Genomic DNA, 13966 nt, shown 5'->3' on the forward strand with positions numbered 1-13966 from the left:
CAGTGAAGCGGCTCGCTGAGAGGCAAGCCGGTGCCCCAGACTCCATCGAAGCGCTGTGCGATTTCCTGCGCGCCGAGGTTCACGCCCGGAAGCACGCGCCGCGCGCGGCGACGCTTTCGCGCGTCGCACGACTGCTCGCGCCCGCCATCACGCTCGATGAGCAGCGCCTCGACGAGGTGTGCGACGCGCTCGAGCGCGAGGGTGACGTGATGCTCAACCCGGGCGGCATCCTCTACGCAACGCCGACCCGCGTGGTTGCCACTGAGACGAGTGCTCGTACCTTCAGCAGCGTGCCGACGCGCGCGCTTGCGAAGGCGCTCGGACGCGACATCTCCGCGAAGGGCGCCTCGCGCACAATCACCTCGGTGGAAGGGCTCACCGAAGCCGTCGCCAAGGTGAGCGGCGTGATGGTCCCACCCGCAGCGTGGGCCGGGCTCGACCGCTCGCCGAACGCCGACGCGGCCTTCCTTGGGAAGCTCGACCAGAGGCTCGAATGGCAGGCGCTCGGCGCAGGCTCGCTTGAGAAGGACGGGGCGCTCGAATGGCGTGCCTGGCATGTCACGCCGGAAGGGGCGCGGTGGCGGCGCAGCAACGAAGGCCAACTCTGGTGGGCGCGTACGCGCTTCGGCAGCCACCATCGCGCGTGGACGACGAGCGCGTCTCCGGCGACGAGCCCGTTCGTCGCGCTGAGCCCCGACGACGCCGACCGCGCCCGCTTCGCGCTCTCGCGCGAGATCGCTGCGGCTTCGGTCCTGCGTGTCGAGCGAGCCGGCAAGCGCGTGACTATCGAGGTTCCCGGTTGGCTGCCGCGCCCCGAGTACCGCTGGCTCTCGCTGCACGCGGTGGCCGTTGCGGAGAGCAAGGGCATGCGCTGGGAGACCTCGACGGATAGCGAAGACCAGATCACGAAGCTGCTGGCCGAGCGTCTCGGTCTCGTCGTGGAGGCCACGTGACGCGACGACAGCTCACCATCAAACCGAGCTGCATGCGGGAGATCGCGACGTTCCCTTCGGACCGCGCCGCGCTGCTCTGGGACAAGATCGACGCGCTCGTCTCCGACCCACTCCCCGATGGGAAGGTGAAGAAGAAGCTCAAGGGCGCCGACGGCGTCTACCGCATGCGCGTGACGGACCACCGCGTGTTCTATCGCTTCGGCGAGGACTGGCTCAGCCTGCTCGGCATCCGGCGGCGCGCCGAAGACACCTACGACGGCGTGCCCGACGAGACCGCCGGCGCCCAAGCGCCCGACGACGGCGACGAAAACCTCGATGCGCTCATCGCAGCCGCGCAGCCGAAGGTCTTCCAGCTCAAGACGACCGCGCCCGAGACAACGCTGCCCGAGCCCATCACGCAGGAGCTGCTGCGCGAGCTCGGCGTGCCCGTCGCGGTGGTGCCGACTCTGTTGCACTGCAAGACGGAAGAAGCGTTGCTCGAAGCCCCCGTGCCTCCCGACGTTCTCAGTCGCGTCGTCGACCGCCTCTTCCCGCCGACCATCGAACGGCTCGACGAGCAGCCCGATCTCGTCGTCGCGTCCACGAAGGACCTGGTTCGTTTCAAGGAGGGCGACCTCCTCGGCTTCCTGCTGCGGCTCGACGAGGACCAGCTCAAGCTGACCCAGTGGGCGATGAAGGGACCCACGCTTGTTCGTGGCGGTGCAGGTACGGGCAAGAGCACCGTCGCCCTCTACCGCGTGAAGGCCCTCCTCGAACGGCCCGGCGCGACAGGCGCCGAGCGCGTGCTGTTCACGACCTACACGCGCTCGCTGCTCACCGTAACGCAGCAGCTCCTCGAACAGCTCCTCACGCCCGCCCAGCTTCGCCGTGTCGATGTCGCGACGTGCGACCAGGTTGCATGGCGCATCGTCGGCAAGGCTCGCAAGGTCGGCCAGCTCGAATCCGACAACGACGCGCTCAAGCGCCTGGCCAAGCTCCGGGCGACGCACGCGCCCGGCGGCTCCGACTTCGAAGCGAAGCTGCGTGCGCGGGCGCTGGAGCGCCTGACGGACGCGTGGCTGCTCGAAGAGTTCGAGTGGATCATCGAGGGACGCGGCCTGACGAGCCTCACCGAGTACCAGGCGGCGGCGCGTCCGGGTCGAGGGCTGCCGCTCAACGAGCGTGCTCGCGCGGCTGTTTGGGAACTGTACGAGGCGTTCAGCAGGGGCGCGGGCGAACGCTACCCGGCGCTGCGCTGCGAGGCGCTGAAGCTGCTCGCCGAAGACGCCAAGGCGGTCCGCTACGACTACGTGGTCGTCGATGAGGCGCAGGACCTGAGCCCCGTCTCGCTCGCGCTGATGGCCGAGGTCTGCAAGACCGCCGAGGGCCTGTTCTTCGCCGCCGACAACAAGCAGTCGCTCTACTCGCGCAACTACACGTGGAGCTCGGCGCACCCGCGCCTCCAGTTCCGAGGGCGCACGGCGCTGCTCTCTCGCAACTACCGCTCGACGCGTGAGATCGACCGCGCCGCGTTCTCGGTGCTCGTGCCCGGTGAGGACGAGGAGCTGGTGGCCTCGAATAGCGTCCACGAAGGGCCGCTTCCGGTGCTGGTACGTGGCATCGCCGCCGACAAGCAGGCCGAGTGGATGGCACGCTTCGTCCGGCAAATGGCGCGTCACCTTCACCTGAAGGCGAGCACCGCCGCCGTGCTCGTACCCGTGGCTGCCGCAGGCGAAACGCTGGCCACCGAGCTTCAGGCGCAGGGCGTCCCGGCTCGCTTCTTCCCTGGCCGCGATCTCGACCTCAAGGCCGACGTCGTGCGCGTGTTGACGCTGCACGCGGCCAAGGGCCTGGAGTTTCCCATCGTCATCGTCGCTGGCCTCGACAGCGGCAACTGGCCCGTGCCCGAGGACTTCGAAGAACCGGACCTCTTCGCTGAGCGCGCACGCCACGAGCGGCGTGTGCTCTACGTCGGGCTCACCCGCGCGATGCGCGGCTTGATGCTGATTTCTCCACAAGGATGTCGGCATCCCGCCGTCGTCGATCTCGACCTCAACCACTGGCACGTGGAGAGCGCCCCATGAGCAATGTGAACCTCCACAACTACGCCGATGAAGGTCGTCTCGTCGACGCGGACATCGTCGGCTTCCTCCGCAAGAAGCTCGACAAGGGCGACAAGCTTGATTTCACGAACATAGTCGAGGTGGCCGACGCGGTGCTCGACGCGCTTTTCGACGGCTGGTCGCCGGAGCAAGTGGCCGAGGTCATCGCTGAGCTGAGCCCGGCCGCCGACAGGGCGCTCGCTGCGTGGTCGGATCGCGCGGGCGGCAAGGTCACGAAGGCAGAGAAGACCACGCGCAAAGCCACCGTGCGCAAGCCGGCGCAGTCGCCGCGCCCGCCCTCGGTCCTCGAACGCGACCCGACGGGCGACGAGCGTTTCACGCCCACGCGCCTCGTGCGCCGTCTTCAGGAGGCCCTGCAGGGCTACATCGAGAGCGCATACCCGCTGAACGACCCGACGCTGGTCCGCTCACGTCGCCGCCTGCTCAAAGAGGAGGCGGGCGGCCACCTGCTCGCGCAGGAGCCCTACATCGAGACCACCACGCGCTACGCGACGTCGAAGGCGACCTACGGTGACATCGGGTTCACGCCGGAGATCGCAGGCTTTTTCTCGAAACTGGCCAAGACGCCGTCGGCGCAGAGCACTCCGGAGGACGAACGCACGGTCCTTCTTCCGTCGATCTACATGCATCAGGAGCGCGCCTTCCGCGAGTTCCTCGTGGAGCGGAAGGACATCGTCGTGGCGACGGGCACGGGCTCCGGGAAGACGGAGTGCTTCCTCGTGCCGATGCTGGGCTCGCTCTACGATGAGGCCGTTCGGTCGCCGAGGACGTTCGAGCAGCCCGGCGTGCGCGCGCTGATCCTGTACCCGATGAACGCGCTGGTGAATGACCAACTCTCGCGCCTGCGCCTGCTACTCGGCGACCCTGCCGTCGCCGACGCCTTCAAGGGGCTCGGGAAGGATCGCCGCTTCCCGCGCTTCGGCATGTACACCGGGCGCACGCCGTACCCCGGCCCGCGAACGACCTCGCGAGACGGCGAGCGTGTGAAGCCGCTGCTTGACTACTATTTGGGCCTGCCGCCCGAGGTCGAAGAACGCCTCCGTCGTCTGGGACGCTATCCCGCCAAGGATCTCCGCGCCTTCTACGCGCAGAACGAGGCGCGCCGCAAGACGTACCAGAGCGGCAAGCGCACCGGGCAGGAGTATACGGACCACAACTGGGAGCGGCGCCTGCATACCGGGGCTGCCGATCGCGAGCTGCTGACGCGGCAGGAGATGGTCCACGGCGCAGGCAGCCGCCCGGGCCACGCGCCCGACGTCCTGGTCACGAACTATTCGATGCTCGAGTACATGCTCATGCGCCCGTTCGAGCGCCCCATCTTCGCCGAGACGAAGGGCTGGCTCGACCGGGACGGCACGCAGCTCCTGCTCGTCCTCGACGAGGCGCACATGTACCGGGGAGCCAAGGGTGCGGAGGTCGCGTTCCTCATCCGCCGCTTGCGCGCGCGTCTTGGCATCCACGACCGCCCCGACAAGCTGCGCGTCATCGCCACATCCGCCTCGCTCGGCGAAGGCGCGGCGGCGGTCGATGCGGTCAAGCGCTTCGCCGCTGACATCACCGGCAAGCGCCCTGAGAGCTTCGAGGCCATCACGGGCACGCGCGAGGTTCCGACGCCTGCCAGCCCCGCCCCGAAGGACGTGGCCGACACGCTGGCCTCGCTCGACCTCGACGGCATCAACGAGGCGCTCGACGCACCCGCGCTCCGCGAGAAGCTCGCGCCGCTGCTCCCGGCGAGCATCGCGACTGACGCCAGCGAGAACGAAGTGCTCGCGGCCCTGCATGCAGCCTTGAAGAACAAGCCGTGGGTCAACCAGTTGGTGAAGGAAGCGGCTGGCCACGCGGTCGCAGTGAGCGAGCTCGCTCCGCGCGTGTTCCCGGGTCACCCGGAGGCTCGCCGCGCGCTGGAAGCGCTTCTCACGGTGTCCACGCTCGCGCGCAACAAGGCCGACGAACCGGGGTTAGTGCCGACGCGCGTGCATGGGCTCTTCCGTGGCCTGCACGGGCTCTATGCCTGCGTGAACCCGCAGTGCGGTGGACGCCAGAGCGAGCCGGGCGAGCAGGCTATCCTGGGCAAGCTATTCACCACTCCGAGCGCGGTGTGTGACGCCTGCGGCTGCCGCGTCTTCGAGATCGCGTCATGCCGCGACTGCGGCAGCCCGTACCTGCTCGCCTACTCGCAGGAGGAGTCGCTCGACCGGCTCTCCTTCCTCTGGGGCGAGACCGAGGGCGCGCTGTTCCGTCTGCAGCTTTTGCCGACCGCGCCGCGCTACACCGACCGCACCGAGATCGTGCGGCTCCACCTGCGCACCGGCTACCTCGATACCGGCAATCGCTTCCCTGACGACGAGGTTCGCAACCTGGCCCTCTGGCTCGATAGCGATGGCAAGCGCGAGGCCTCGTTCGACCGCTGCGCCATGTGCCAGCCCTCGGCGAACGCGAGGAGCCGCATCCACGACTTCAGGACGCGCGGCGAGCAGCCCTTCACGGCGCTCATCGAGGCGCAGTTCGCGGAACAGCCGCCGCAGAAGAAGGACCGTCGCCTACCGAACCACGGGCGAAAGGTCCTGGTCTTCAGCGACGGCCGGCAGAAGGCTGCACGCCTGGCACCCGCGCTCGAGCACAGCCACGCACGCGATCTGTTCCGCCAGGTCGTCGCGCTTGCTGCCCACGAGCTTCGTGACAAGGCGGGCATGTCGGCGATGCAGTACCTCTATCCCGCCGTCGTGCATCTCTGCGCCCAGCGCGGCTACGACCTGTTTCCTGCCGCCGACGAGAGCGAGTTCCACAACCATCTGAAGCAAGCGAATGGACGTTCGCTCGCAGAGGTAAGGAAGCTCGCAGATCGCGGCATGCTGCGCGCCACGCGTTCGTTCGCGCAGGCCATCTTCAGCGAGCTGACTGACCGTTACTACTCGCTGCAAGCGCTCGCGCTCGCGACCATCGAAGAAGACCCCGACACGGCGTTCATGATCTTCGATGACTTCCCGACCGTCGGTCTCGACGCTGACGCGCAGAAGGTCCTCTTCCGTGCGTGGCTTCGCCAGCATCTCGAGCGGCGCTCGTTCAGCCCCAACGGTGCCGAAACGCGCGAGCTCGGTGAAGGATGGGCACACCCGCAAGGCATCAACGCCACGCGCTTCGAGCATGTCCTTCCCAACCGCTTCGACCAGTACCTCGCCCACGTTCTAGGTGGCGATGCCGCCAAGGTCGAAGCTGTGAGCAAGTGGTTCCAGCATTTTGTGCGCGACAAGGGCCTGTTGCACTTCGAGAGCGACCTCTACTACCTGCGTCTTGAGGGCTTGAGCCTGAACCTTCGGCTCGACTCCAACTGGCTGCGCTGCCAGGACTGCGCGCGCATTCATCCCGAGGCGCTGGCCAATGCGTGCCCCGCGTGCTTGGGCGCCGTCGTCGATGTCGATCCCGACTACCTCGACGCCCGCACCGGGTTCTACAGGCAGCAGATGCAGCGAGCCTTCGATGAGCGCGCGATCGAGCCCTTCGGTCTCTTGGCGGCAGAGCACTCTGCACAGCTCACGGGCCAGCCCGACGAGAGCGCCTTCAACAAGGTCGAGGAGTACGAGCTGCGCTTCCAGGACGTGCCGCTCGACAACCTGCCGCCGATCGACGTGCTGAGCTGCACGACGACGATGGAGGTCGGCATCGACATCGGCGCGCTCTCCGGCGTTGCGCTGCGCAACGTGCCGCCTCACGTCGCGAACTACCAGCAGCGGGCAGGTCGTGCGGGCCGTCGTGGCCGCTCGATCGCGTCGGTCATCACCTACGCCCACGGCACCTCTCACGACGCTCACTTCTTTGACCACCCTGAGCAGATCATCTCGGGCGACGTACACGCGCCGGTCGTCTACGTCGAGAACCAGCAGGTGCTTGCGCGGCACGTGCACGCCTATCTCGTGCAGCGCTTCTTCCATGAGCGCGTGCCACCGGACCCTACCAGCTACGATCTGTTCGGCTCCCTGGGGTCGGTTGAGCAGTTCCTCTCCGAGGCGCACCCTTGCTCGCTGCTCAAGCTCGAAGCGTGGCTCGATGAGAACGCCGACGTTCTGCAGCGTGAGCTCGCGGGTTGGGTGCCCGCGTTCAGCTTCGGCCTCAACGAGCCCATCGCCGAGGTCGAGGGCACAATCCGTGAAGCAATCCCCAACGCCAAGAGGCGCATTCGCGACGTGCTCCCGGTCGCGGAATACGCGGCCCGTGAGAGTCTCCCCGACCTCGAACGCGAGTCGCTCGAACGCCGCCTTGGCGAGCAACTCCTCGACACGCTCATCTGTCAAGCGGTCTTCCCGCGCTATGCGTTCCCGACGGACGTCGTGACGTTCTGGGTCTCGAAGCCTAGGCAACAAGGCGACGCTCCCAACAAGCGGACCTTCGACTACGAACCGCAGCGCGACCTTCAGCTTGCACTCACCGAGTACGCGCCCGGCCGAAGCCTCACCATCGACAAATGGCGCTTCGAGTCGGCGGCGCTCTACTCGCCCTATGAGCCGAGCCCAGCGCACACGATCCAGCGGCAGCGGCCGTACACGTCGTGCAGCGATTGCTCGTGGGCGACGATGGACGGCTCGATGGCGCAAGCCACGCTGTGCCCGGTGTGCGGAAGCGACCAGCTCACGCGGACCGCGTTCATCACGCCAGCAGGCTTCGCACCGGACCTAAACGCCAAGCGCGAGGTCGATCGCGGTCAGGCCATCAGCTACGCGGGCATGACCGACCGCGCGCGGCTCGAACCGCAGGACCCACCCTCGGCGTGGGCGGAGGGCTGCGACGGCCGCCTCCTGCGGTGGACCGGCCCGCGCCGCCTCGTGATGGTCAACAAGGGCGTCGGCCAGCGTGGCTTCCGCGTGTGCCCCGACTGCGGTCGTTCGGAGCCGGAGTACGGCCCTGGCTTCACCGCGACAAAGCTCATGAAGAAGGGCGCACCGACCTCGCACGATCACCCGCTCGAGCGGGGGAAGGTCTGCGCGGGCGTCGCCGACGGCCCGTTCTATCTCGGACACGAGTTCCCCACCGATGCGCTTCTTCTGCGCTTGCGCGTGACGGCGCCGGTGCAGCTCGGCGCGGCGACCACGACGGGGCTGCTCACGCGCGCCTCGCGCATGGCTCTGTCATCGCTGGTCGAAGCCCTCGGGCTCGCCGCGTCGCGGACGCTGCAGATCGACGAGGGCGAGTTGTCTGGCTGGTGGACGCCCGTGATGAGTGGACGCCCTGACGAGGCGCAGCTATACCTCTACGACCTGTTGCCCGGCGGTGCGGGCTACGCGCGGGCCGTCGGCAAGGATCTGCCCGCAGTGCTCGACGCCGCCGAGGCGCTGCTCGGCGGATGTGACTGCCCGTCGTCCTGCTACCGGTGCATCCGCCACTACGGCAACAACTGGATTCACGCCTCGCTCGACCGCCACCTCGCGCTCGCGCTCCTCCGCCACCTGCGCACGGGCGAGCTGCCGGGCCTGACCGACCAGGACAAGGAGAGCGCGCTCGTCGCGCTTCGTCAGCTCCTCGCGCTGCGTGGCATCGCGTGTGACGAGAACGCGAACGTCGGCGGCACGCGCGTCCCGCTCATCATCCAACTGCCCAACTCGCGGGTCTGCATCGACGTCCACCATCCGCTCATCGATCCGCTCGCCCACGAATCTCCGGTGATTGCTGCCGCGCGCTCGCAGTTCCTCGAGGCCGTGTCGCTCGACGCGTTCGACCTACTGCACGATCTCCCCGCCGCCGTGGCGCGCCTGAAGCTGCCGAGCGGAGCGGCGGGATGAGCTTCTACGAGCTGCAAGGGCCCACGGCGTGGGCTGACCCTCCGCCCACATGGAGCACCACCAGCCTCGACGAGGTCGAGGCTTGCCCGCGCCGCTGGCAGCTCCTGCGTTCTCGCTGGGGCGACTTCGAGCGCTTCCCGGTGCGGCCGCACCCAGCGGCCATCGAAGGGCAGATCATTCATGAAGCTCTCGACCGGCTCACACGCGCCTGCGGCCAGCGAGGCAACCCGGCCTTCGGAAGCGCCGACTTCGCGGCGGCGCTCGACGACGCCGACTTCTTCCCGGGCTTCGCGCGGGCTGTCACAGAATGGCAGCAACGGCTCACGACGCACCCCAGGCCTGGCCCCGCGTTCCGGCTGCGCGCAAGCGGCGAGGAGCTGGCGAACCGCGCGGTGCGCATGTTCCGCGAGCAGTACAAGGCCGACGGGCACGCCGCCTCGCCGGTCGCCGAGCGCGCGGCGGACACGCCCGCGGACATGAAGGCGCTCCTCAAGCAGAAGCGAGCGCTCTCCGAGGTGAAGCTGAGGCATCGTAAGCTTCCGTTCCTCGGCATCCTGGACCGCGTGCAGCACACGGGGGAGGGAGTCGAGGTCGTCGACTTCAAGACCGGCAAGCCGAGCGACAAGCACCGAACGCAGCTCCTCCGCTACGCGCTCCTCTGGTGGCGCGAGACTGGTGAAGCTCCGGTGCGTGTCAGTGCCCAGTACCTCGACGGCGTCGAGTCGTGGCCGGTCGCTCGGGGGGTGCTCGAAGACGTCGAAGCCGACCTCGCAAAGAAGCTCCCGCTGCTGACCGACGCGCTGCGCGACCACCCCGCAGCGGCGAAGCCTGGCACCGCCTGCCATACGTGTGCGGTGCGCGCGCGCTGCGCCGCAGGGTGGGCCTTCGGCGAGGAGGCTGCGCTCGTCGACGGTCGGGGCGATGCCGAGCTGGTCGTGAAGGCGCAGTCCGGCGACTACGGCTTCCTCGCTCTTTCACGCACCGCTGCCGAGATCGCCGTCGTCTACGAGGCACCCGTCGCAAAGCTCCTTCCGGAGTTGGTTGAGGGCCGGGTGTTCCGCGTGCTCGACGGGGTGTGGAAGGAGAAGCGGACCCAGCTCGAGGTCAAGGCGTGGACCGAGGTCTTCGTGGTGGCGTCTCGCGGTGCAAGATGACACGCCCCGAGGTCAAGCTGCATGGGGGGCAAGCCAGCTAAAACCACCACCGCCTCAAGGCGGTGGGTTTTTTGAGCGGCGCCTCTAGAGGCGCCTGAACTCGCTGTGAACGCCTTCATTCGCTGACCCCGCTTCACGAACGGCGACGGCCTGCCACTCCGCCTCCGGCCATCCCGCGCGCCGGCGGGCGCGGTGCACTCCGTCCAGGGACTCGACGACGCGGTCCGATTCGTGCCCCAAGCGCGCCAACACGACGCCGAGCAAAGTGCCGGTGCGGCCGGTCCCGCCGGCGCAGTGAACGACCGCGCCTGCGCGCTGCTCGAGTCGGTCGAGCACCAGGCCCACCGCCCCGCGGACTAGCGCGACCTCGACGGTCGGCTCGCAGGGCGGTCCTCCGTGGAAGAGGTCCTCCAGCTCGACTGCACCGATAAGCTCGAGTGGTGACGAGTCGTACCCCGGATTCTCGTCGGCCAGGCAGAGCACGCCGCGCGCTCCTCCGTCGAGCAGCGCCTGCCAGAGAAGGCAACATCTCGGCGAAGCTGTATGATCAGCGTGGATGCGTATGGCTCGCCCGAGGGTAGACGGTGGGCGACGGGAACCTGGCGTGAGGTCCCGCCAACAGTTGGGTTCTCACCCAGGGTCGCCGGGGGTCGCCCCGCCGCCATGGCCCCCGAACCTCCCACATCTTACGCAGTCCGTTCCACTGCACTCACATCGGGGCCGCGCACGCCTACGGAGCCAGGCTCGCGCTTCGTCTCGTATTTCCGCCGGGAGCCTGAAGTTCCACGGAAGTTCTCTGACCTCGCCTTCCGTTAGCTCGTTGTTCCGGAGGCGATGGAGGAGCCGATCGAACTGCGGAGCCACAGAAGGGGATTCTAGTGCCAAGACTGGGCAGCGTCGAGCGGGGCCTGACCGCTGTCAGCAGCGACCTGACCTATCACCAATCCCACCGAGATCACCGGGGCCCGGAAGGCGCGAGATGCTCGTGACGCGAGTGTCGCCGCGGCTCGGCGCTCGCATCACCACCGTCGCCGAACCCCCTGGTCCTACTCGCTCAACTGCGTCCGAGTCTCAGCGCTTTGACGCACCGTGAAGCGTGTCATCGACGTAGCGCGAATCGGATTCATTCCGCCCTTTGTTGTAGTACGCGGTCCACGTCTTCCTATCGCGTACGCCCCTTCTGCCTCTGGCCTGGTGCGTACTTGACCACGAACTTGTGGTGGTTGATTTCACCACGGTGCTCACCCCTGACGAAGTCCCCTTCCGCATCGCTGGTCTCGACGACCCATGCACCGGCCGGCTTCGCGGGCTTCGTGTCAGGCGGGCGGTTGCTCAAGGATCGCAGCACGCTCTCGCATGCGGGGATGGCATAGAGCAGGGCACGCCGCATCCCGACGCTCTGGGCCGGTGTGATCACGAGTGCCTCGTTCCGTGCAACCGCCAATTCCAGCCCACCGGCCAGAGCCACGTCCGTCGATTGAATTTCGATTCGCTCTTCGGTTAGTCGCACTCGGTGGAGACGTGCGGGGCGGGCGGTCTTGTAGGGTTGCCGGATGACGAATTTGAATGGAGCCGTGTGTTCGAAATTCGCGACACGCGCGGTCGAGTTCGTGAAGCAGAACACTGGATTGACCTGCAGAAGAAGGCTCTCAACCTGCTCGGGCCGGATCGGATGCCGCCCAAGGTGTACGAACCGGACGTAGCCGTGTCCTTCGCGCGTCCAGAAATCGTTCCAAAGGCGCGCCCAGTTCTGTTCCTTGCACCACACCTGTATGGCATCCGCGAGGCGAAGCGAGTGCTCTAGGAGATGGCGGTGATCACGTGCGACTCCAAGGATGCACCGGCGGAGGAATGGGGTGTAGTCGGCCGTTCGCAGTAGCGACAGCATGTTGGAGGCTACATCTGCGGCTTCGCCTTGCCCGAGCGACCATCGTCCCGCGGAGACTGCCAGGACGCGGGCGACGGCCACCTCGACCTCCGGACTGGATGCGGCAGCTGGCAAACGCAACTCATCGGCGAACGACAACGCGACGTTAAGATCCCAACCGGCGTCACGCTGCACCGCCGCGCCCCCGCCCCCACCAGTAGATCGGTAGATGCAGTCATGCGGAGCGTTGACCTCGTGTCGAAAGTGCGGGGTAGCCGCGCTCACGTGGAAGACTTGGGCGTGGCATCCCGAACAAGGGCACGCGAACTTCGCGTCGCTGTCTGGAATGTCGCGAGCGTGGACCGCGTCGCCGAACGGTTCCAAGATTGCGTAGCGCATCGTTACACCTCACGCTGCGCTCGCGACAGTAACCGCGCCCCGCCGCGGCGTACACCGTTCGCGTGCGGCACCAGGTCCGCCTCGGACATATCCTGTCGCACCCCGCACGTTGAACCCATTGCCCTGGGCACTTCGCGTGTCCACCGCTGTCGGAGCCCATCCGCCGGAGGTGAGATTGACGAAGATCAAGACCAAGAGCGACGACCGCCTTCGCCGCTTGCTCGTCGCGCGCCTCGACGGCCGCGCCCAACCCTGGGCCTGCGCCGCCCCGATTGACCTCACCGTCAAGCGAGACAGCCGTGACCACCAGCGCCTCGTGGTCGCCGCGTACGAGCTCCTGCGCTGCATCGGCGCCCGGCAGCCGATCGGCGCGCATCGCGAGCCGGTCGCGAAGACGGGCCTCGCCGTGGTGCGTCAATGGGTGCGATTCGGGCTGGATCCGGCGTCCGAGTGCGAGGCACGCACCGCGTTGGTCGTCGCGCGCGGGCCGCTGCAGGCCGCGGCCGCGCGCTGGACGCGGATCTGCGCCGGCCAGGAGCCGCGACCGATCGCGATGCCTCTCCTGGCCCGGGCGCGCCGCACGCTGGCGCATCGGCGCTGGGCGCTCGGCCACCTGAACGCGACCCACGCGCTCGTCCATCTGGTCCGGGCGCCCATCTACCTGCGCGTCCGCCCCTTCGTGGAGGACGTGTCGCTATGCGCCGCGGCAGCGGAGGTCGCGGACTTGCTCGAAGATGAAGCGGCGCTCCGGGATTTGGAGAACCTCGCGTGGATCCGGGCCGCGGAGCTCGCGCTTGGGCCGGCAGCGATCGAGGACGAGGTGCGCCGCACGGCCCTGCAGCTCCTGGCGGACGCGGACCAGGTCCTGACGGAGCTCGCGGCCCGGGCCTTCGAAGCCTCGGCGGTGCTGTTCATCGAGTGGGCGCTCGGCGGCGACCGGCGTGGTCGCTCAGCTCGCGAGGGCGCATGCCTGAGGTCGAGCGGGCGGAGGGGGTCACATCCGTGCAGGCGGACATTCCGTGTCCGACGCCGGGTTGGGCTCGTCGATGGAGTGGTCACACTGCGGGAGGACGCATGGCTCAACCGAAGATGATGCACGTGATGTTCGCGGTGGCTCTCGCGGCGACGTTGATCACCGGCGTCGCTCGGGCGGAGTTGGGCGCGAAGTCGTTCACGATGACGCCGCTGGCCGAGGAGATGCTCTCGGAGCCGATCACGCTCAGCGACAAGTGCGACGGCGTTGTGGTGCGGGAGTGGCGCGAAGGAGGCCCGGGGACCGAAGCCACGCCCGCGGCCATCCGCGTGATCGACAAGCTTTGCAACCGCGCGCTCGGCGCGTTCGAGGGGTTCATCGACCGCCACGGGCTCGCGCGCGTCCACTCCCAGCCCTTCACCTGGAGCGTCTCCGTGATCCCCGACGAGGACTGCTACCGCTGTTTGAACGACATGACCTACCGCTTCTCGAGGCGGTCCGCGCAGGTCGAGGTCTGGGGCTACACGAGCCTGAACCACCGCTTCATCTTCATCCTCAATCAGGTGCAGGTGAACGGGAAGCCGGGCCTGCTCTGGCAGAAGGTCTGGGTGCACGAGCTCTTTCACGCGCTGAGCATGCACTACGGCATCTTCGAGTCGCACGCCGGAACGGACGCCAAGCGCGTGAAGATAGACGAACGGTACGCCAAGAAGTTCGAGGTCGACGTGTTGGGGAAGTGAGCCAAGG

General features: G+C 67.8%; 8 protein-coding genes. 6 read left to right on the top strand and 2 right to left on the bottom strand.

Features of this window, described 5'->3' with window-relative positions; translation table 11 throughout:
- The first annotated feature begins 2 nt into the window (after positions 1-2).
- Genes HS104_24325 through HS104_24340 form a run of 4 tightly spaced genes read left to right on the top strand, consistent with a single transcriptional unit; the run spans position 3 to position 9980 of the window.
- A complete protein-coding gene (locus tag HS104_24325; GenBank protein MBE7483086.1) occupies positions 3-953 on the top strand; it encodes a hypothetical protein in 951 nt (316 codons plus the stop codon).
- Complete coding sequence (locus tag HS104_24330) at positions 950-3016, top strand: UvrD-helicase domain-containing protein (protein ID MBE7483087.1); 2067 nt, start codon at positions 950-952, stop codon at positions 3014-3016. The genes HS104_24325 and HS104_24330 overlap by 4 nt, the downstream gene beginning before the upstream one ends.
- Positions 3013-8826, top strand: a complete 5814-nt coding sequence (locus HS104_24335) for a DEAD/DEAH box helicase (GenBank protein ID MBE7483088.1) — start codon at positions 3013-3015, stop codon at positions 8824-8826. The genes HS104_24330 and HS104_24335 overlap by 4 nt, the downstream gene beginning before the upstream one ends.
- On the top strand, positions 8823-9980 hold the full coding sequence (locus HS104_24340; protein ID MBE7483089.1) for a PD-(D/E)XK nuclease family protein: 1158 nt from the start codon (positions 8823-8825) through the stop codon (positions 9978-9980). The genes HS104_24335 and HS104_24340 overlap by 4 nt, the downstream gene beginning before the upstream one ends.
- Positions 9981-10064: 84 nt before the next feature.
- On the opposite strand, the gene HS104_24345 is transcribed toward HS104_24340, so the two are convergent.
- Positions 10065-10463 carry a tyrosine-protein phosphatase gene (locus HS104_24345; protein MBE7483090.1) on the bottom strand — a complete coding sequence of 133 codons (399 nt, stop codon included), beginning with the start codon at positions 10461-10463 and terminating at the stop codon, positions 10065-10067.
- Between the two features lie 679 nt (positions 10464-11142).
- Positions 11143-12246 carry a hypothetical protein gene (locus HS104_24350; protein MBE7483091.1) on the bottom strand — a complete coding sequence of 368 codons (1104 nt, stop codon included), beginning with the start codon at positions 12244-12246 and terminating at the stop codon, positions 11143-11145.
- Positions 12247-12421: 175 nt separating this feature from the next.
- Here HS104_24350 and HS104_24355 point away from each other — a divergent pair, with 175 nt between their 5' ends.
- Both HS104_24355 and HS104_24360 read left to right on the top strand, forming a co-directional pair.
- A complete protein-coding gene (locus HS104_24355; GenBank protein MBE7483092.1) occupies positions 12422-13339 on the top strand; it encodes a hypothetical protein in 918 nt (305 codons plus the stop codon).
- Positions 13321-13959 (top strand): hypothetical protein, encoded by a 639-nt coding sequence (locus HS104_24360; protein MBE7483093.1) that lies wholly within the window; start codon positions 13321-13323, stop codon positions 13957-13959. Before HS104_24355 ends, HS104_24360 begins: the two co-directional genes overlap by 19 nt.
- The last annotated feature ends 7 nt before the right edge of the window (positions 13960-13966 follow it).

The sequence above is a fragment of the Polyangiaceae bacterium genome (assembly GCA_015075635.1).
GTDB lineage: Bacteria > Myxococcota_A > Polyangia > Polyangiales > Polyangiaceae > JADJKB01.